This is a genomic window from Ponticaulis sp. (genome assembly GCF_029210165.1).
In the GTDB taxonomy this organism is placed as follows: Bacteria; Pseudomonadota; Alphaproteobacteria; order Caulobacterales; family Hyphomonadaceae; genus Ponticaulis.
Genome location: NZ_JARGNT010000001.1, coordinates 2,264,689 through 2,283,034 on the forward strand (window position 1 = coordinate 2,264,689; position 18,346 = coordinate 2,283,034).

General features: G+C 54.5%; 18 protein-coding genes and 1 other RNA gene. 7 read left to right on the forward strand and 12 right to left on the reverse strand.

Annotated features, from left to right (window positions below):
- Nucleotides 1-123 precede the first annotated feature (123 nt).
- Nucleotides 124-1,068 (reverse strand): tRNA (adenosine(37)-N6)-dimethylallyltransferase MiaA, encoded by a 945-nt coding sequence (gene miaA, locus P1U45_RS11025; RefSeq protein WP_301059118.1) that lies wholly within the window; start codon nt 1,066-1,068, stop codon nt 124-126.
- A gap of 42 nt (nt 1,069-1,110) precedes the next feature.
- On the opposite strand from miaA, the gene serB reads away from it, so the two are divergent.
- Nucleotides 1,111-2,022 (forward strand): phosphoserine phosphatase SerB, encoded by a 912-nt coding sequence (gene serB, locus P1U45_RS11030; RefSeq protein WP_301059119.1) that lies wholly within the window; start codon nt 1,111-1,113, stop codon nt 2,020-2,022.
- A gap of 3 nt (nt 2,023-2,025) precedes the next feature.
- Here serB and P1U45_RS11035 read toward each other — a convergent pair whose 3' ends face one another.
- The 4 genes from P1U45_RS11035 to hflK all read right to left on the reverse strand — a co-directional run bounded on the left by P1U45_RS11035 (nt 2,026) and on the right by hflK (nt 5,804).
- The gene (locus tag P1U45_RS11035) at nt 2,026-3,423 is read right to left on the reverse strand and encodes a Do family serine endopeptidase (protein ID WP_301059120.1); all 1,398 of its coding nucleotides are present in this window, start codon (nt 3,421-3,423) and stop codon (nt 2,026-2,028) included.
- 140 nt (nt 3,424-3,563) lie between these two features.
- Nucleotides 3,564-3,758 carry a DUF2065 family protein gene (locus P1U45_RS11040; RefSeq protein ID WP_293607077.1) on the reverse strand — a complete coding sequence of 65 codons (195 nt, stop codon included), beginning with the start codon at nt 3,756-3,758 and terminating at the stop codon, nt 3,564-3,566.
- Between the two features lie 9 nt (nt 3,759-3,767).
- Nucleotides 3,768-4,679 (reverse strand): protease modulator HflC, encoded by a 912-nt coding sequence (locus P1U45_RS11045; protein WP_293607078.1) that lies wholly within the window; start codon nt 4,677-4,679, stop codon nt 3,768-3,770.
- 12 nt (nt 4,680-4,691) lie between these two features.
- On the reverse strand, nt 4,692-5,804 hold the full coding sequence (gene hflK, locus P1U45_RS11050) for an FtsH protease activity modulator HflK (protein WP_293608964.1): 1,113 nt from the start codon (nt 5,802-5,804) through the stop codon (nt 4,692-4,694).
- 100 nt (nt 5,805-5,904) lie between these two features.
- Between hflK and P1U45_RS11055 the strand changes: the two genes are divergently transcribed.
- Nucleotides 5,905-7,077, forward strand: coding sequence for an Mrp/NBP35 family ATP-binding protein (locus P1U45_RS11055; protein ID WP_301059121.1), 1,173 nt, complete (start codon nt 5,905-5,907; stop codon nt 7,075-7,077).
- Nucleotides 7,078-7,274: 197 nt separating this feature from the next.
- Entirely contained in the window at nt 7,275-8,108 is an 834-nt protein-coding gene (locus P1U45_RS11060; protein ID WP_022695061.1) for a hypothetical protein, read from the forward strand.
- On the opposite strand, the gene P1U45_RS11065 is transcribed toward P1U45_RS11060, so the two are convergent.
- Entirely contained in the window at nt 8,109-8,636 is a 528-nt protein-coding gene (locus P1U45_RS11065; protein ID WP_301059122.1) for a dihydrofolate reductase, read from the reverse strand.
- Nucleotides 8,637-8,738: 102 nt separating this feature from the next.
- On the opposite strand from P1U45_RS11065, the gene P1U45_RS11070 reads away from it, so the two are divergent.
- The gene (locus P1U45_RS11070; RefSeq protein WP_301059123.1) at nt 8,739-9,452 is read left to right on the forward strand and encodes a hypothetical protein; all 714 of its coding nucleotides are present in this window, start codon (nt 8,739-8,741) and stop codon (nt 9,450-9,452) included.
- Between the two features lie 78 nt (nt 9,453-9,530).
- Nucleotides 9,531-9,701, forward strand: a complete 171-nt coding sequence (locus P1U45_RS11075; RefSeq protein ID WP_301059124.1) for a hypothetical protein — start codon at nt 9,531-9,533, stop codon at nt 9,699-9,701.
- Here the strand turns inward: P1U45_RS11075 and P1U45_RS11080 are convergent.
- Both P1U45_RS11080 and P1U45_RS11085 read right to left on the reverse strand, forming a co-directional pair.
- The gene (locus tag P1U45_RS11080; protein WP_293608958.1) at nt 9,698-10,546 is read right to left on the reverse strand and encodes a universal stress protein; all 849 of its coding nucleotides are present in this window, start codon (nt 10,544-10,546) and stop codon (nt 9,698-9,700) included. The two genes, P1U45_RS11075 and P1U45_RS11080, sit on opposite strands and share 4 nt — an antisense overlap.
- Nucleotides 10,547-10,664: 118 nt before the next feature.
- On the reverse strand, nt 10,665-11,447 hold the full coding sequence (locus P1U45_RS11085) for a thymidylate synthase (protein WP_301059125.1): 783 nt from the start codon (nt 11,445-11,447) through the stop codon (nt 10,665-10,667).
- Nucleotides 11,448-11,788: 341 nt separating this feature from the next.
- Between P1U45_RS11085 and P1U45_RS11090 the strand changes: the two genes are divergently transcribed.
- Nucleotides 11,789-13,009, forward strand: a complete 1,221-nt coding sequence (locus tag P1U45_RS11090) for a VWA domain-containing protein (RefSeq protein WP_301059126.1) — start codon at nt 11,789-11,791, stop codon at nt 13,007-13,009.
- Nucleotides 13,010-13,022: 13 nt separating this feature from the next.
- Nucleotides 13,023-13,381, forward strand: a transfer-messenger RNA (tmRNA) gene (gene ssrA, locus P1U45_RS11095).
- A 101-nt stretch (nt 13,382-13,482) separates the two neighbouring features.
- Here ssrA and P1U45_RS11100 read toward each other — a convergent pair.
- From P1U45_RS11100 to P1U45_RS11115, 4 genes are all read right to left on the reverse strand, one after another.
- Nucleotides 13,483-14,127 (reverse strand): hypothetical protein, encoded by a 645-nt coding sequence (locus P1U45_RS11100; RefSeq protein ID WP_301059127.1) that lies wholly within the window; start codon nt 14,125-14,127, stop codon nt 13,483-13,485.
- A gap of 87 nt (nt 14,128-14,214) precedes the next feature.
- Nucleotides 14,215-14,670, reverse strand: coding sequence for a MaoC family dehydratase (locus tag P1U45_RS11105; RefSeq protein WP_293608954.1), 456 nt, complete (start codon nt 14,668-14,670; stop codon nt 14,215-14,217).
- A gap of 17 nt (nt 14,671-14,687) precedes the next feature.
- Nucleotides 14,688-16,253, reverse strand: coding sequence for an acyl-CoA synthetase (locus P1U45_RS11110; protein WP_301059128.1), 1,566 nt, complete (start codon nt 16,251-16,253; stop codon nt 14,688-14,690).
- Between the two features lie 134 nt (nt 16,254-16,387).
- Complete coding sequence (locus P1U45_RS11115) at nt 16,388-18,211, reverse strand: hypothetical protein (RefSeq protein WP_301059129.1); 1,824 nt, start codon at nt 18,209-18,211, stop codon at nt 16,388-16,390.
- Nucleotides 18,212-18,346: the final 135 nt, after the last annotated feature.

Below are 18,346 nucleotides of genomic sequence, written 5' to 3' on the forward strand. Positions count from 1 at the left end.
GGCCCGCTGAGCCCCTTGCATAACCGCGCCTGCGCTGAAGTGGTCTCTCACTTCACCGACAGGCGCTTTCTCACGACTACGAGCAGTTTGCTCATCTTTTTCCTCTTAATCTTCGAATGCAGGTTATCTTTTCGAAAAAGCCGCGTCAATCTCTTTAAAAAGGGCACAAATAACCTTTTGTTGCACTTCAGGCTCCGGAGACGGGATTCTTGGCCAGAACGGGAACTGATGAGAGATCCACGTAAATTGGCGTTTTGCGTAACGTCGCGTGTCACGCTTGGCATATTCTGCTGCAATATCAGAGCTGAGTTCGCCGCGCAGATAGGCCAGAAGCCACGGCATACCGTGCGCTTTCATCGCGGGAAGTGACGGATCAAGGTCGCGCACAGCGAGCGCGCGGGCTTCATCCATAGCACCTTCCATCAGCATTCCAGCAAACCGACGGTCAATACGGGCATAAAGTTTCGCGCGCGGTGGGGTGAGGGCAACGCCTACCCATTCGCCCGGGCTGAGAATCGGCGGTGTGCGGTCGCCCTGAAAACTGGAGAGCGGCTTTCCGGTGGCCGTGTGCACCTCAAGACCGCGCATGATGCGTTGGCGGTCATTCGGTTTGATCTTGGATGCCGCGTCCGGATCAATCTCTGTGAGGTGCGCGTGAGCTTCCTCAGTTCCGATGGATTGAACCAGGGTGCGAACCTGAGAACGCACTTCATCGGGAATCGGAGGGATTTCCGACAGGCCTTTAACGAGCGCCAGAAGGTGAAGTCCTGTGCCACCGATAATGATCGGTACACGTCCACGCATCTGGATACCGCGAATGACGGATTTGGCATCTTTCAGCCAACTTCCGGCAGAGCCTGCATCAGCCGGATCGCGATATCCGAACAAATGATGTGGCGCCTGCGACATTTCTTCGTCGGATGGCTGGGCTGTAATTACCCGCAATCCTTTGTACACCTGCATCGAATCGGCATTCACGATCTCGCCATCGAGACGTTTTGCGACGTCGATTGAAATTTGGGTCTTGCCGCTGGCGGTCGGACCGTGGATGAGAATGGCAGGGCGCATTCCCGAAACCTACCTTGTTTGAAAGATTTGTGAAAGCTCATCATGAACACATTCAGTGCTAAGTCATCAGAACCTATCGCAGTCCCGGCTACGGTGGTGATCGTGTCTCACGACGAGCAGACGCATGCCGCACCTGACCGCCTGAAGGATGCTTCTATTATAATTCTCGGACCGGGCGCGATGGAGTTCGCAATTGCTCCGCCGAATGAAACGTTGGCTGATCTTCTGGCTGCTATCCGCGCAGAGATTGGCGACGCGTTTGATGTTTATGTCCGACCAACAAATGCTGCACGCAAGAAGCTTCTCATCTGCGATATGGATTCTACCGTCATCGGTCAGGAATGCATTGACGAGCTGGCAGATTATGCGGGCATTAAGGACCAGATTTCAGAAATCACTGAGCGCGCGATGCGCGGCGAGCTGGACTTCGAAGCCGCTCTGACCGAACGCGTGGGCCTCTTGAAAGGCCTGTCAGAGACTGCGCTTCAGCAGTGTTTTGACGAGCGCATCACGCTCAATCCAGGTATTAAGACGCTCACAGCGACAATGAAGGCAAATGGCGGCCGATGCCTGCTTGTGTCGGGCGGTTTCACCTTCTTCACATCGCGTGTGGCTGAGGTTGCGGGCTTTGATGAGAATTACGCCAATACGCTGCTTATGGATGGCAGTGCCCTCTCTGGTGAGGTTGGCCTACCTATCCTTGGCCGTCAGGCGAAGCTCGACCGTTTGAAGGAAGCGATTGAGAAGCTCGGCATATCTGCTGATGATGTAGTGTCCATGGGCGATGGTGCGAACGATATGTCCATGATTGAAGCTGCAGGTCTGGGCGTTGGCTATCATCCGCATCCGATCCTCGCAGAAGCTGCGGACGCCGTGATCAAAGGGCCGTCGCTAGCAACGGCGCTTTACTTCCAGGGCATTCCAAAATCGGACTGGGTCGTCGTTCCCGACTAGGCGCTAGCTTTCCAGCTGGAGTGCATAGAATGAATAGCGGCCGTGACGCAGCACTTTGACGAGCAACGGGTCTGAGCCGCCTTCTTCTTCGAAAATCTCGTTCGCATCTTCTGGTGATGTGACGGACTGGAAAGCGATTTCTGTGATGACATCACCTTTCTGCAGATGGCCGTAAGACGGGCCTTCCGGATCAACCATATCAATCAGTGCGCCCTGAACCGGAGACGGAATTTGCCAGCGGCGACGAGCATCTTCATCAATTTCGAGAAGCAGAAGACCGTAAGCGTTAGAGCCCGCGAACAGAGCTGGTGGTGCTTCTTCTTCCTCCTCATCAGGGAGGCCGTCATCGCGTTCGGTCAGAGTGACAGATAATACACGGCGGGCTTCACCGCGAATAATGTTCATGCTGATCGGCGTTTCGAGTTCAGCTTCTGCAACCCAGCGAGATAGCTGTCGGGTTTCAGTAATGAGTTCGCCATCGAACCGGAGAATCAAATCGCCAATTTGTAGTCCTGCTGCATCGCCCGGGCTGTCCGGTGTGACTTCCGTCACGATAACGCCAGCCGCATTGGTGAGGCCATAGGTACGCGCCAGAGGCAGGTCTACTGACTGGATATTCACGCCGAGATAACCACGACTGACGCGGCCTTCGGCAATCAGTTCTTCTACAATGGACTCAGCAAGGTTCGACGGCACGGAGAAGCCGATACCAACAGAGCCGCCTGTCGGAGAGATGATGGCTGTATTCACGCCGACGACTTCGCCATCAAGATTGAAGAGCGGGCCGCCGGAGTTGCCGCGGTTGATAGCTGCGTCGGTCTGGATGAAATCATCATAAGAGCCGGCATTGATATCGCGGCTACGTGCCGAGATGATACCCGCGGAAACAGATCCTCCGAGACCGAACGGGTTACCGATAGCAATGACCCAATCGCCAACTTCAGCGGTATCAGAATCGGCAAACGGCACAGCTTCGAGTGGACGGAGCGGTTCGATTTTCAACACGGCGATATCTGTGTCGACATCTCGGCCAATTAGTTCGGCCGGGTAGGTGCGACCATCAGCGAACTGCACTTCGATTTCGTCAGCACCCTCAATGACGTGATTATTGGTGACGATGTAGCCGGTCGGGTCGGTGACAAAGCCTGAACCGAGTGAAGAGGTTCTGCGGAAGCCGTCATCATCACGACCGAACAGGTCGTTGAAGCGCTCCATCGGAGAACCTTGCGGAAAGTCAGGCAGGCCCGCTTCGATGACGCGTTGTGACGTAGAAATGTTCACAACGGACGGCATAAGGCGGCGCGAGAGTTGAGAGAATCCGTCAGGCGTGTCGTGCACACGAGTAGGTGAGTTCGTCTGAGCCGCTGAGTTCTGCGCCACTGCTGGAAGTGCGCTTGCCATGGCCAAGGCCAGACACGAAGTTGAAATCAGCTTCAGGTCCATCAAACTACCTTAAAATTTCTGTCGCCCAGCCAGAGTCATAGAGGGGTCTGGCCGGAGGAACAATCGGCTAATTGGAATCGATGTCAATCCTAGCGGCCTCAGCGCATAAAGCGAGCGGCGATATAAATCAGAATTGCGCCAAGGGTTGCAGCGATAATACCGCTTTGACGCAGCTGATCGCGTTCGGTTCCCAAAAGGCGAGCGGCCATGCGTTTCATGAAATCCGGCGCCAGAGCATACAAAAGGCCTTCTGCAGCGAGCAGAAGGCCTAATGCAACAATAAAGACACTCATGAAGTGCGCTTAACGACCGCTTGCGCGGCGTGCGCCTTCAATGAAGACACGGCAGACATCGAGCTCGCTTGAGTCGGAGACGATGACTGTGCCCTCGACGATTGCTTCTTCACACGCGATCAGACCACGCTGAAGACGGAAGAAGGCAATGTCACGACCATAAGCGTCGGCGTAAATGCGGGTTGCTTCCGCGTCGCCTTGACCACGTGTCTGCTCAGCGGTCTGGTTCGCTTCAGCGCGGACAACTGTCGCTTCGCGGTCAGCCTGAGCGCGAATGAGGCGTGCTTCTTCCTCGCCTTCAGACCGGATGCGCTGGGCTTCCTGCTCACGTTCTGTACGCATACGGGTGTAGACACCTTCTGCAACAGCGGCCGGCAGGTCGGCCTGACGGATACGAACGTCGATGATGTCGATGCCGGTGCCGTCGAGCGCGTCGTTCACGTTAGTCCGGATTTCTTCCATCAGCGCAACACGCTGACCGGAGACGATTTCCGGGACAGGAACCTGACCGAGCGAGTTACGGATGCTGGTTTCTGTAAATCGCTGGATCTGACCCGCAGCGACACGTTCTTCGCGGAAACGCTGATAGAACATGAGCGGGTCTGTGATGCGCCAGCGAACAAACGCGTCAACGGTCAGACGACGCTGGTCAGATGCCAGAACTTCAATGTCCGGAATGTTGCTACCAATGTTTTTACGATCAAGCGTGATGACCTGTTCCCATGGCAGTTTGAAGAAAAGGCCGGCTTCGTCGATTTGTTCACCACCTTCGGTGAGCGAAAACTCGTTACGTACGGCAACAGGGCTACCGAATTGCAGTACCAGCGCCTGCTGATCCTGACGGACCGTGTAGAAGCTGTTCAAACCGACCAGAGCGACGATGCCCAGTACGACGAGCAAAATGATTGAAATAGCTCTCATGTGTTCGTCCTCCTAGTTAGCCGTCGGGCGGCGGTTGGTGTTTTCAAGCGGCAGATACGGAACCGCGCCGGAGTCGTTGTCCAGAACTGTGTTCTGTGTACGGCTCAGAATGCGGGACCATGTATCAAGGTAGAGACGTTCAGTCGTTACCGTTGGCGCCTGAGTATATTCGGCAAGAATTTGCAGGAAGCGTGATGCCTCACCGGTTGCTTCAGCGATAACCTGAGAACGATACGCTTGAGCGGCCTCAAGAATGATAGAGGCTTCACCACGTGCTTCCGGAACAACCTGGTTAGCATAACGCGTCGCCTGGTTGATCAGCTGCTGGGCGTCCTGTTCAGCGACGTTCACGTCGTTGAAAGCCTGAATAACAGGAGCTGGCGGGTCGCCACGTGCGATGTTGATTTCAATGATTTCAACGCCGGCACCATATTGGTCGAGAAGGTTCTGTGTGAGTTCCTGAACCTGTCGCGCAACTTCCGCACGTTCGGTTGTGATCACACGCTGGAGCTCCGAACGGCCAACAACTTCACGCATCACGGATTCAGCAACCATCTGAACAGTGGCTTCCGGATTTGCGACGTTGAGAATGTAGTCCTGCGGGTTCTCCGTAGAGACTTTCCAGATAACGGAGAAGCGGACGTCTGCGATGTTCTCGTCAGATGTCAGCATAAGGCTCTGATCAGCGCTGTTACCGATTTGAACTTCCTGTTGTGCTTCCACTTCGATGAGCTGGTGGGTTTCAATCGGTTGCGGCAGGTGGATATGGATACCTGCTGGCAGGTTGCGCTGCCACTTACCGAACTGGAATACGGCTGCCTGCTGGCCTGCGTCGACGACGACAACACCAGTTGCAATCCATGCTACGGCCAATGCGCCGATCAGAAGGAAGATGCCAGCAATGCCGAGGCCTTTGCCGCCTCCGCCAGATCCGCCGGATCCACCGCGACCGCCGCCCCATGCGCCTTTGAAGCGCTCCTGGACTTTGCGCAGCTGATCTTCAAGATCTTCGCCTTGATTGCCGCCTCCCTGTGGACGTCCCCATGGAGAGTTATTATCTCCGTTGGACCCGCCGCCGGATCCCCAGGGGCCACCCCCTCCGCCTTTTTGGTCGTTCCATGGCATATAAAGCCGCTCCTTTGTGTCTTTATGTCCAACTGTTAATCGGATTCAGTCTGCTATCTAGTGATTGTTTCTGCAATGTGCCACCGAGAGCATGAAGATTATGCGTTTCTTTAAATCGACAAGACCAGACGCCGAACTGGTTTCCGAAGCCCTGAAATCAATAGCCGATCCGGCCACCGGAACACCAGTCACAGAAGCGGGGCGTATCGATCAGCTCCTCATAACGAAAGAGGGTGATGTCACCATCACGCTCTATGGCGCGCCGCAAACGCTCGAACGCGATGAACGCCTTCGTTATGAAGTAGAGCAGGCAGTAGGTGCACTCAAGGGTATCAATTCGGTCCGTGTGATGCTGACGGCGCACTCGGAGACACCTGCGCCTTCAGCAGGTCAGCAACGCGTTACCAAAGGAGCAGACCTCGCAGGCCAATCCACCTCAAAACCGGCGCCTGCAGTAACGGCGAAATCTGGCACACTGGAAATTCCAAGTATCAAGCACATCATTGCCGTGGCCAGCGCTAAGGGCGGTGTCGGCAAATCAACGCTCTCTTTGAACCTCGCTATCGCACTACGAGATCAGGGGCTGCGCGTCGGCATTATGGATGCAGACGTGTATGGCCCGTCTCTGCCGACCATGACGGGCACAGTCGAATCGCACCCGGGAAAGGGCGATGGTGGAAAGATCACGCCAGTCGAAGCCTTTGGCATGAAGCTCATGTCCATCGGCTATATTTCAGATGTGGATGCGCCAATGATCTGGCGCGGCCCGATTGTCATGTCGGCCATCACACAAATGTTGAAAGACGTTCAGTGGGGCGAACTGGACGTACTCATCATTGATACGCCTCCGGGAACAGGTGATGCGCAACTGACACTTGCCCAGCGCGTGAGCCTTTCAGGTGCGGTGATTGTCTCTACGCCTCAGGAAGTCGCTCTGGCTGATGTGCGTCGCGGAGTTGCCATGTTCCGTAAGACAGATGTGCCGGTGCTGGGCATTGTGGAGAACATGGCTTACTTCGAAGACCCTGTGTCACAGAATAGAACATATTTGTTCGGTGAAGGCGGCGCGCGTCGCATGGCTGAAACACTTGATGTGCCGTTTCTGGGCGAGGTGCCGCTTCTGCAGGCTATTCGTGAGGGCGGAGATGCGGGCAAACCGGCTGCGCTGTCAGAAGGTACGTCCAGCGAGGTCTATTCAGACATCGCGCAGCAGGTTAGGGCAGGGCTGGAGGGCGTTTCAGTGCCTGAAGGACCTGAGATTGTCTTCGAATAAGCGCGCATTCTTTTAGCAGTATTATTAAATTCATCTCACGAACTGCTGATCTGACTTGCCAGTTGGCATGAAGTTGGCTTGGCTGTCGTTATGAGTTTATTAACCGCGATCTCAACGCTCCTCGCTCTGGCCCTTGTCTGGGGTGCGGTAAGCCTCTCGAAACCTCAGCCCGTTCGCGTGCGTGTGAGGACAAAGCGATGACTGGCGCGACGACTCTCTGGCCTCAGGACCCTTGGGGACGCGTGCTGAATGGTGCGTGTGATGCGAGCGATCTGCCGGCACTGATTCAGGACATTGCGCATACCGCTGCTGATCTTGCATTCGAGCGGTTCGGTGATCGCATGCACAGTGTCTATCTGTCAGGTGATCTTGCGCGTGATGCGGGCGGTGAAGCCGCGTTTATTATCGTACTTCGTAATTCGGAATTTTCCGTTGGTCTGGACCTGTTCTGCGCGGCTGCGGCCTTGCGCGTCCAGAAGCTGCATCCGGAACTTCATGCCTGCACCTTTGAGACGTATGGCTGGGATGAAGTTTTCCCTTCCGATGGGCGTTTTTCGCCAGCGCGTTTCCGCATTGGTGTGAACAGCGTCGCCGTGGCCGGTCGTGACCTGAAGCGCCTGATTGCGCCTCAGAAGCTGACGTCAGCAGTGTCTAATGCATCTATTGTAGGGCTTAGCGGCCGCCTGCGCGCGCTTCAGCATCGTTTGAAAGCCGTCGCGACTGAGTCGCGCGTTCGGGCTTCCAGCAAGCAGTTTGCGCAAACCTCGCTTAAAGGCGCATTCGCCTGCGTTATGTCGAATGAGCAAGTCTACACCGAAGATTTTGCGACAATGGCGCGTTATATCGCACTGTCAGTGCCAGAGCGTAAGCATACACTTGCGTCCCTGGTGGGGCTCGCGCAGCACGGCACAGCGTCTTCTCTCGAAGCGCTCGCATTCGTTGATGAAGTTATGAGCTGGCTGCCGGATTTTGCAGACAGCTGGCTGGACCAAAACAATCCGACACGCGATCAGTCGATCAATCTGGTCTGATTATTTCCGCTCAAGCAGGCGATACCGGGTAGGGTAATCATCCTTCTCGCCTGCCGGCACGTCTTCTGAGTCTAGCTCTGTCCACTCTTCCGGATCAAAATTCGGGAAGAATGTATCGCCCTCAATTTCGGCATCGACTTCTGTGATGTGCATGCGGTCTGCGTGACGAATAGCTTCTTCGTAAAGACCCGCGCCGCCTATAACGAACACCTCATCCTCTCCCGCTTTCTGCGCCATTGCGCTTGCCATGGCGTAAGCTGAAGCAAGGTCTGATGTGAGCCACGCATCTTCAGCGCGGTAATCAGAGTTCCGGCTGACCACAATATTCGGTCGGTTCGGAAGCGGACGGCGCGGCAGACTTTCCCAGGTTTTTCGCCCCATAATGACCGGCTTTCCGCTCGTCAGGGATCGAAAGCGCTTCAGGTCCGTTGAGAGGCGCCACGGCATGTCGCCATCGCGGCCAATGACACTGTTCTTCGCTCGTGCAACGATCAAAGAGCGGAAAATCTGTGTATCGGTTCGGGCCAATTGTGCATCCACCTTGAGAAATGATAGAACCGGTCCACTTGATACCCGCACACGGGCAATGAGCAAGTGACGAACGGGTAGATTTGGGGCGAGGGGCTCAGAATGCAGGATGTTATCGGGCAATTTCTGTCCGCGATTTTTTATGGGTCAGACATTAGTTCATTGGCTGATCTGGCTGAGCCGGCCAATCTTCAGCACGCATTAATTGTATCCGTTCTGATTGTTGTCACTGCCGTAATCATCTGGGTTCTCAAGGGACGTAGCTGGGCATTCATCTACGTCGCGCTGATTCCTGCTCTCAACTGGTCCTTCGGAAATGTCGACAGCATCAGCTTTATCGAGCCAAATGAGAGCTTCCCACATGGGGTATTGATCAATCCGCTGACCATGGTCACGGGGCTTGTCTTTGTTCTGCGGGACTTCGTTCAGCGGGAAATCGGCCATAAAGTTCTTATCGTTATGGCCATGGCGATTGCCTGGTCATTCTACTATTCATGGGCTGTGATCGCGGTCGCATCCGGCATTGCATTCGCAGTATCTGAAACGGTCGACTGGCTTCTTTTCACCTTCACCAAGTACCGTCTCTCAACCCGTATTCTTCTGTCTAGCGCGCTGGCAGCACCGATCGATACGACAGTGTTCCTGTACGGGGCAGATTTGGCGCAGGCAATGGCCGGTATCGCCGAACGTGGATCGCAGCTCCATCCAGCCAACTGGATTGTGTTTGTGATCGGTAAAATGGTCGGCGCCGTCGTCGTGTCATGGATGATCCGGCGACGCGAAGACCGAGGCGAGGTTGATCCGAAGGCCGCCTGATTAAGCCTGATGGGGCTGTGATGGCCTCAAGACTGCATCGTGTCGTGAAACTGAACCATAACGACACGGACCATTGGGATGAAACTGGAATACGGCCTGCTAATCGCACTTATCGCCAGCGTAGCCATTATTGGCTGGACACATCTCAGTGCCGAACTTGGTCTGACGTTTCAGTCGCTCGGTCTTGTGACCAGCGGTGAGCCTGTCGAAGCAGGCACACCAGCAATAGAAGTGGTAGACCCGGCCTAATGGGCCAACGCGAGCGCAGGGCCCTGATCTGCACGCAGAAGGCTCTTGCTCACGCCGCCGAAGATGAATTCTTCCAGTCGGTTATGGCCATAAGCTCCGGCGATGATAATGCCGGCACTCTCATCTGAAGCGAGTTTCAGCAGGCCTTCAGCAACATTGCCGTTGAAGTTGGTCGCTTCAGACGCAATGCCAAAGCGCTCCAGATAAGCCTGAACGAATGCGGGATCCTCACTGCCATTGCGGTCCTGTGCATCAATCCGGTTGCTGTTCTGCGCAATGATGATCCGGTCAGCGGCTTTCAGAACCGGCGTATGGAAGCGTACAGCGCGCGCGGCTTCCGGGCTGCCATCCCATGCAATAATCACAGTGCCGTAATGTGCAGGTTCGTCCGTACCGCAAGCAATGACCGGCAAACGTTTGTCGAGCAGAATGCTTTCGAATGCCAGGCCATGGTCTGATCCGTCGGTGACGCATTCGTGCGGTGTGACGAATGCATCAGATAGCATGGAGATGCGAGGATAGACTTCGCTTGGAAGACCTATCTCGTGTTCGATCTTCCGCTTCTCCACTGGAACGCCTTCGTCATTGCAGACTTTGTGGAACAGTGTCTCGAGCTTTTCACGGGCTTCTTTTTGAGCATCGCGAATACCATCAGCGAGCGTGCCGCCGGTTGCGATCATCACGCCATGCATGCTGACGCCTGTCATCAACATGGCCCGCGCCGGATCAGGCATAGCTGAAACGCCTACGAGCGTTGTATCAAGCTTGAGCGCAAGCCGCGCTGCGAGCTTGAGTGAATTTTCGAGGCTGAATTCGCCTTCGGTCAGGGCTGCGTGCACAGTCATTGTCGCGTCCTCCTCTAAAAGGCAGGGAATTACCCTGCTGTTAGTATGGATTTTGTCTCAATGAACGTGAACTACAAGTAGTCAGTTCCGCGCAGTCTGAAATAAACTTGTGTATCGACTAAACGGCTATTGGCGCTCGAATACCCGGATGGGCATCATAATCGGTGAGTTTGAAGTCGCTGCGTTCCCAGCCAAAAATGTCGTTACGGTCTGTATTTAAAAGCATACGCGGTGCCGGTTTCGGCTCACGAGACAATTGCAGTCGCGCCTGATCCAGATGGTTTAGATACAGGTGAGCATCACCGAGCGTATGGACGAACTCGCCAGCTTTCAGCCCGCAGGCCTGTGCCATCATCATGGTGAGTAGGGCGTATGAGGCGATGTTGAAGGGCACGCCGAGAAACACATCTGCCGAGCGTTGATAAAGCTGGCAGTTCAGCTTGCCGTCCATAACATTAAACTGGAACAGGCAATGGCAGGGCGGAAGCGCCATGTCGTTTACATCTGCAGGGTTCCAGGCAGATACAATGAGGCGGCGCGAATTCGGATTGTTGCGAATTTCATCACGCACCCAGGTTAGCTGGTCGATGGTCTCGCCGGTCGGTGCAGCCCAGGATCGCCACTGCTTACCATAGACCGGGCCAAGCTCACCGGTCTCGTCAGCCCACTCATCCCAGATAGAAACGCCGTTCTTTTGCAGATATCGGACATTGGTGTCGCCGTTAATAAACCAGAGCAGCTCATAGATAATCGATTTCAGATGAAGCTTTTTGGTTGTCAGAAGTGGAAACGTGTCAGACAGATCGAAGCGCATCTGGTGTCCGAACACGGCTTTTGTGCCGGTTCCGGTACGATCTCCGCGCTCAACACCGTCTTCAAGGATGCGTTTAAGAAGCTTCAAATACGTTAAATCAGCGGAATCTGATTTTTTTTTGACTTCCGGTTGTGTTGCGTCAGCGTTCACGTTCTGCATCCCGTTTACTTTAGTTCACTTACACACATCTGAAAAATGTAAGCTTTTTTGGCGAATTTATACCATCAAATCTGCATGGTTAACCATGCGTCGGACTTATGGTTACCAAATCTCTGACGATGAGACGATGATTCGGCGTCGCGAGTTATCTCCAGTGCAGGAGTTACCAACAATAATACGGCCCATAAATTCAGCGAAGTGTGGGTGGAATGCTGAAAGCGGGACGGACATTTATAAATGCATTGAGGGAGCGCGATGGCAATGTCACGATGACATTCGCATTGACACTAATTCCTTTGATGATGGTTGCCGGCCTCGCCATCGACTTTTCCCGTACTGAAGGTTCTGCAACGCAGGTTCAATCCGCGCTCGATGGCGCTGTTCTCGCAGCAGCTCGCGCACTTCAGGATGACCAATCAGATGCACAAATCCGTCAGACCGGGCGCGTATATTACGATGCGACCGTTTCTGCGAACAATGTGAACGCAAGTTGCTCTAACCCGATTTTCGAAATCGACCGTGTGAACCACCAGGTCATTTCCAGTGTGACGTGTGAGGAGCGTACTACGCTCTCCGGATTGCTGGGCATGGAGACCCTCGAATTCACCCGCTATGCGGAAACGGATTATGGCGTCGGCAAGCTTGATGTCGTCTTCATGTTCGATACGTCCGGGTCTATGGGCGATAATGATCGCATGCTCGATCTGCAGCATGCCGCCCGTGACGCCGTTCGCACCATTCTGAACAGCGAAGTTGAAGATCCTGAGGATGTGCGCATTGCGATCTCAACATACGCGTCAGCGGTGAATGTCGGAGAAGACCTGTTCGAGACTGTTACGGACGAAGAGCCGGATCAGTATGAATGTTCCCGCTGGAGACGGCGTGGTCGCAGCAATAATTATTATTGCGAGCGCTGGGAGCAGATTACGGATACGTGCGTCACCGGTCGCGAGGGCGCTCAGAAATATACTGATGCAGCACCAGGTTCGGGCGCATGGATGCGGTATCAAACCACATCCTGTAACTCGGCGGGCCTCACGCCACTGACCAACCATCAGGGCACGCTCATTTCCGCGATCAGCACTATGCCGACTTCTGGCGGTACCGCCGGGCATCTTGGTATTGCGTGGGCCTGGTATCTGATTTCGCCGGACTGGGCGGGCATTTGGGGTTCGGATTCGGCGCCTCGCGCTTATGACGAGCCGGACTCTACCAAAGTTGCCATTCTCATGACCGATGGTGAATTCAATACCGATTACATGAGCAATGGTAATTCGTTCGACCATGCCCAGCGGTTCTGCGATGCCATGAAAGCGGAAGGTATTGTGATCTACACTGTTGCCTTTCAGGCGCCGCAACAGGGGCAGAATATTCTGAATTATTGCTCTTCTGGCAGCGAGTACGCGTTTAACGCCTCAAATGGCGAACAATTGGAAGAAGCCTATCAGGCGATTGCTACGAACATCTCCGATTTGCGGATTTCTCACTAAGCGGTTCAAAACCTGCCTTTCAATGGCCGAAAATCACCACTATATAAGTTCTGTTCTTCGGAACTATGGCGATAAACGCGCACGTAATAAGCGGTTTGGACCCGGGGGCGGTACCCGGCGGCTCCACCAATAACTCTGCTCATTAGGCAGAAGGTGAGGGGCCGAAATAGGATCGACAGACGTGTAAAGGTGATGCCTTCGCCCGGATGAGCTCCGTTAGAAGCTCAACTTGCAAATAGTTGCTAATGACAACTTTGCTGAAGGTGAACTCCTCGCAGCGTAATGCTGTGCGGTAACTAACCGACTAAACTCCTGAGAGGTTTAGCTCTTTCAGGCGGGGCCCGGAGGCGCCTGGCAACAGAAGCCTCCACTTTATCCATTTGCTCCCATATCTCTTCGCTAACTTTGAGTTCGCTCAGAGGTGCTGTCTGGATTTCGTACTGTGTGTGTCAGGTGCGATAAGCAGATGTCGATCAATTCTCGGAGCTCCAGCTCCATGTCTGGCTACAACTGCTGGACCGAGTGCTTCCATCCGGAGATTCATATTCCGAGCACTGCCTGCCATCGCGGCCGCGACGTGATTCTGGAATTTCTAATCGTTCTTCCAGCCTGTCTCGAGCTGGATTGTCGTTATTAGTATTTGCTGACTGAAACCCGCCCTCGAGGCTCCAACCGGAGCTTTCACTTTGTAGCGCGCTTCCGGAATGGCTCATTGCTGCGGTGGCTGGTAGGCGTTCAAGGTCTGGGTCGCGGGAGATTGCATCGCGCCAGGCTTCGGTTTCCGCGAGCGTTGGTGAACGTTCCTCAACAGAGCCATCTTCGAAAACGGTTTCCACGTAAGGGACTTTCTGACCGTCGGAGAGCGTGACGGTAACGATATCGACGCTTGTCACACGTCTGGCCATCTGTTCGTCGTCTTGCTGGAATGACAGCGTCTGCCCCCAACGAAAAGCCGGATCGTCATCACGGGCTTCTTCAGGTACTTCGGGTTCAGGCTGAGTTGCGCATGTCTGGAAAAGGGCCGCGCTTGGAGAACGGCAATCTGGATCGCTGTTTTGAGCTAACGCGGGCAGGCCGGTCAGTACGGCCGCGCATAGGGCGATTCTAGCAAGTGACATATCTGTACCCCTCCGTAACGACGGCAGGCCGCCGATACGGAAAGATACCATATTTCAGAAGTTTCCGAACATCCCCTGTTCAGAGGGTCAGCCATAAACGACTGAAATTTGCTGTGCGACCAGAGCGGGGCGTTCCTGACCTTCAATCTCTACAGTCGACTCGTTGATCATCTGCTTGCCGCCGGACTTCTCGGTGACAGAGATGTTCTTCATGCGCAGACGGACTTTAGAACCAACGCGGACCATGTTGGTGAAACGGACTTTATCCGAGCCGTAATTGATACCGCGGGAGACGCCGGTGATTTGAAGGACTTCAGACGACAGCATCGGTAGCAGAGACAATGTCAGAAAGCCGTGCGCAATCGGGCCGCCCATTTCCTTCGTCGCGCGCTCTACGTCTACGTGGATCCATTGATGGTCGCCTGTAGCGTCCGCAAACAGGTTTACGCGGTCCTGATCAATGACATGCCAGTCGGATACACCGATTTCCTGCCCTATGATGGATTCAAGATCTGCGTATGCGACTTTCTTTGTTTCAGCCATGTGTCTTCTCTTCTCGTTTAAATAATTCTGCTGTCTGATTTGCCCCAGTACCGGTCACGGACGAGGCGTTTGTAAAGCTTGCCCGTTGGGTGGCGTGGAAGTTCAGGATCGAAATCCACGCTTTTAGGGCATTTGATTTTGGAAAGCTGCGACTGGCAATAGCGGATAAGCTCATCGCCGAGTTCATCACTCGCGGCTATGCCCGGCATTGGCTGGACGACCGCTTTCACTTCTTCTCCGAATTCGTCATTGGGTACGCCAATCACAGCAACGTCAGCGACCTTTGGGTGCGTGATCAGAACGTTTTCAGCTTCCTGAGGGTAGATGTTCACCCCGCCGGAAATGATCATGAACGCCTTGCGGTCCGTCAGATAGAGGAAGCCGTCTTCGTCCAGCTTGCCAATGTCACCGAGCGAGGACCAGCCTTCCTTGAACGGGTGACAGGCCTTCTTCGATTTCTCTGGATCGTTATGGTAGGTCGGCGGCGTGGTATCAGAGAAGTAGATCATGCCCTCTTCATTCGGGCCGAGCTCGTTGCCTTCTTCATCGCATATATGTGGGACGCCGTGCAGCGGTTTGCCGACGCTTCCCTTGTGCGTCATCCAGTCCGGTGAGGATATCCAAGTCAGGCCGTTTCCTTCAGAGCCAGCATAGTACTCGTGGATGACAGGGCCCCACCATTCAATCATTTGCTCTTTAACGGGCACAGGGCATGGCGCGGCGGCGTGTACGGCAAATTTCAAGGATGAAAGGTCGTACTGCTTGCGCGCGGCCTCAGGCAGTTTGAGCATTTTGACGAACATGGTCGGCACCAATTGCGTGTGCGTGACCCGATACTTCTCTACGAGCTTCAGGAAGGTTTCCGGATCAAATTTGTCCATGATGATCGCCGTCGCCCCGATCGACATTGCGGTCATCGTCCAGCGCAGCGGGGCTGCGTGATAGAGTGGAGCAGGGGAGAGATAGATGCTGTCTTCAGTAATTCCGCCTGCTGCGCTGAGGATCATGCGTAAGACGCTGTCTGCTCCGATAGGTTTGTCCGGATCGAGCGGCGGGCGAATGCCCTTCGGGCGTCCCGTCGTGCCGGAAGAGTAGAGCATGTCAGCGCCGGCGCTTTCATCGGCAACCCGAGTAGAGGGCATGTCATCGCGCAATGATTCATAAGCTTCATAACCTTCGACTTCACCGCAAACGCTGAAATAGCGTTCCATCTTGGTGATAGCTTTCACCTCTTTTGCGGCTTCGGCGAGGTCAGGACATGAGAAGAGCACTCTCGCGCCGGAATCTTGAACGATGTAATCGATTTCAGGGGCCGTCAGGCGAGACGAGATGCAGGTGAAATACAGGCCGGACCGCTGAGCCGCCCAGGCCAGCTCCAGATATTGGATCGAGTTCGTCATGAAGAATGCGACTGTGTCGCCCTTCTTCAAACCTATCGATCTGAAAAACTGTGCCCCTTGATTTGATCGCGTTTCAAGCTCGCCAAATGTGAGCGTCTCTCCGGTGGCAGCCATGATAATGGCAGGCTTGTCCGGATGTTTAGCCGCGTGAATGCAAGGGTGGAATGTCTGCTCCTCCGCCATGCGCGTTTCCTTCCCGATTTTTTATATTTTCGAGAGGATGGCGCGAGCAAAGGTCACTGTCTAGCGGTGACGCTGGGGCAGGTAATCTGAAAAGAATAAGACGCTGGGTTGTCCCGCGAAGCTGCGCAGGCGTTTCAATTCGGCCGGATCAGGGTGATCGTGCCGTCCTCATGAGCCGCCAGACAGTCGGTTGCGTCATTGCGGATATCGCTGTCGAGCAGAACAGTTGTGGACATGCCGTCGCCTTCGAAACGTGGATCATCGCATTCGCCATCTTCTGCCCAGCGCCCGTTGTCGACGCCGAATAGAATGCCATCATAGAGCGTTCCGCTCGCTGCAGCTTGTGAAATGAGCGTGACCCGTCCCTGCTGGTATGCGTTCAGGCAGTCTGTTGCGTCGGCCTTTTTGTTCTCATCTAATGGTTCACCCTCGGCCATGGCTTCGCCTTCGAATCTCGGGTCGTCGCATTCATTGTCGTTGGCAAAAATACTCGTATCGGTACCGAAATTAATGCCGTCATAGTGGCGAGGGCGGGTGATCTCTTCTCTTAGTTCGAGACGGTCTTCCTGATACGCGGCCAGACAATCAGACGCATCAGCGCGGATGTGTTCATCGGTGAGGAGAACCTGCGTCATACCTTCACCAATGAAGCGGCGGTCATCGCATTCGCCGTCATTGGACCAGACGCCGCTGTCATCGCCGAAGTCTATTCCGTTATAGGTGATCGGTGAGAAATAGGCGTTGCGAATGGTGATGCGGTCTTGCTGATACGCGGTCAGGCAGTCGGTTGCATCGGCCTCGATATTGCTCTGCTCCAGCGGTGGGCTTGCCATACCCAGTCCCTGAAATCGCGGATCATCGCATTCATTATCATTGGCGAAGTCACTTGAATCGACACCAAATGTAATGGTTTCGAACTTAAGCGGCTCGGTGATAGGCGTGCGCAATTCCAGCTCGCCTGACATCCACGCCGCGATGCAGTCAGATGCATCTGCTAAGGTGTTTGCATCGGTCAGCAGCACACGTGTCATGCCGTCACCTATGAAGCGGCGATCATCGCATTCGTCATCATTCGCATACGGGCTGCTGTCGTCGCCGAAATTGACTCCGTCGACGATGCGAGGAGCGATATAGGCACGGCGCAGAAAGATGCGGCCAGCTTCAAATCCGGACAGGCAGTCGGATGCGTCTTTTTCAATCGCGTCCGAAAATCCACCGATAAGAGACATGTCTGGCCCGACAAAGCGCGGGTCGTCACACTCGCCATCATTCGCGAACGGACCCTCATCGATACCGAACAGAATGCCTTCCTGAGTGTAAGGTTCCCCGATCTCGACAATCAGGCTGATCGTACCGTTTCGGTAGTAGAACAAACAGTCGGATGCATCGGCTTCGATGTTTTCTTCGTTCAGGAACTGAGCCATGCCTGTCCCCTGAAACCGAGGGTCATCGCATTCGTCATCATTGGCCCATTCGCTGGAATCGATACCAAAATTGATGCCATCGAACGTGTAAGGCTCGTCGAAACTGGTGCGCAGTGCGATAGTCCCTGCTTGAAACGCCGCAATACAATCGGTGGAATCAGCGAGAATGTTCTCATCCTGTGTATACGTCGCCATGCCGCGTCCACGAAAACGCGGATCGTCGCATTCGCCATCGTGGGCAAAGCGACCACGGTCTGTGCCGAATTCCACGCCATCATAAGTGATGAAATTTGTGTTTCTCAGAAACACAGTCCCGCCTGCGAACGCCGCCTGACAGTCTTGCGCGTCATGGCCTTCATTTCGGCGTGACTGGAAGCTGGACGCATCAGGGCCTGCAAAACGCGGATCATCGCATTCGCCGTCATTTGCAAAGCGACTCGTATTGTCACCGAAGTCGAGTGAGTCCTGCGCTACAGCAGATTCGCCTGCCAGACAGAGTGCTGTCACCAGCGCCAGTGTAATGAAGGTCCGCACATTCGCATCCTTAATAGTCCGTGCCGTCAGTTTTGCGAGAAAACGGGGCCGGTCAACCGTGAATTCAGGGGACTGGGCGCTGTTTGAGGGGATTAGGACCACTGTGACACGCTAAACCGAACATGAACGAAAAGG

Excerpts from the sequence above, each read along its gene's own strand:
- miaA (WP_301059118.1), bottom strand. The coding sequence starts at position 1,068 with ATGCGCCCTGCCATTCTCATCCACGGTCCGACCGCCAGCGGCAAGACC.
- serB (WP_301059119.1), top strand. The coding sequence starts at position 1,111 with ATGAACACATTCAGTGCTAAGTCATCAGAACCTATCGCAGTCCCGGCT.
- P1U45_RS11035 (WP_301059120.1), bottom strand. The coding sequence starts at position 3,423 with ATGGCAAGCGCACTTCCAGCAGTGGCGCAGAACTCAGCGGCTCAGACG.
- P1U45_RS11040 (WP_293607077.1), bottom strand. The coding sequence starts at position 3,758 with ATGAGTGTCTTTATTGTTGCATTAGGCCTTCTGCTCGCTGCAGAAGGC.
- P1U45_RS11045 (WP_293607078.1), bottom strand. The coding sequence starts at position 4,679 with ATGAGAGCTATTTCAATCATTTTGCTCGTCGTACTGGGCATCGTCGCT.
- hflK (WP_293608964.1), bottom strand. The coding sequence starts at position 5,804 with ATGCCATGGAACGACCAAAAAGGCGGAGGGGGTGGCCCCTGGGGATCC.
- P1U45_RS11055 (WP_301059121.1), top strand. The coding sequence starts at position 5,905 with ATGCGTTTCTTTAAATCGACAAGACCAGACGCCGAACTGGTTTCCGAA.
- P1U45_RS11060 (WP_022695061.1), top strand. The coding sequence starts at position 7,275 with ATGACTGGCGCGACGACTCTCTGGCCTCAGGACCCTTGGGGACGCGTG.
- P1U45_RS11070 (WP_301059123.1), top strand. The coding sequence starts at position 8,739 with ATGCAGGATGTTATCGGGCAATTTCTGTCCGCGATTTTTTATGGGTCA.
- P1U45_RS11075 (WP_301059124.1), top strand. The coding sequence starts at position 9,531 with ATGAAACTGGAATACGGCCTGCTAATCGCACTTATCGCCAGCGTAGCC.
- P1U45_RS11080 (WP_293608958.1), bottom strand. The coding sequence starts at position 10,546 with ATGACTGTGCACGCAGCCCTGACCGAAGGCGAATTCAGCCTCGAAAAT.
- P1U45_RS11090 (WP_301059126.1), top strand. The coding sequence starts at position 11,789 with ATGACATTCGCATTGACACTAATTCCTTTGATGATGGTTGCCGGCCTC.
- P1U45_RS11100 (WP_301059127.1), bottom strand. The coding sequence starts at position 14,127 with ATGTCACTTGCTAGAATCGCCCTATGCGCGGCCGTACTGACCGGCCTG.
- P1U45_RS11105 (WP_293608954.1), bottom strand. The coding sequence starts at position 14,670 with ATGGCTGAAACAAAGAAAGTCGCATACGCAGATCTTGAATCCATCATA.
- P1U45_RS11110 (WP_301059128.1), bottom strand. The coding sequence starts at position 16,253 with ATGGCGGAGGAGCAGACATTCCACCCTTGCATTCACGCGGCTAAACAT.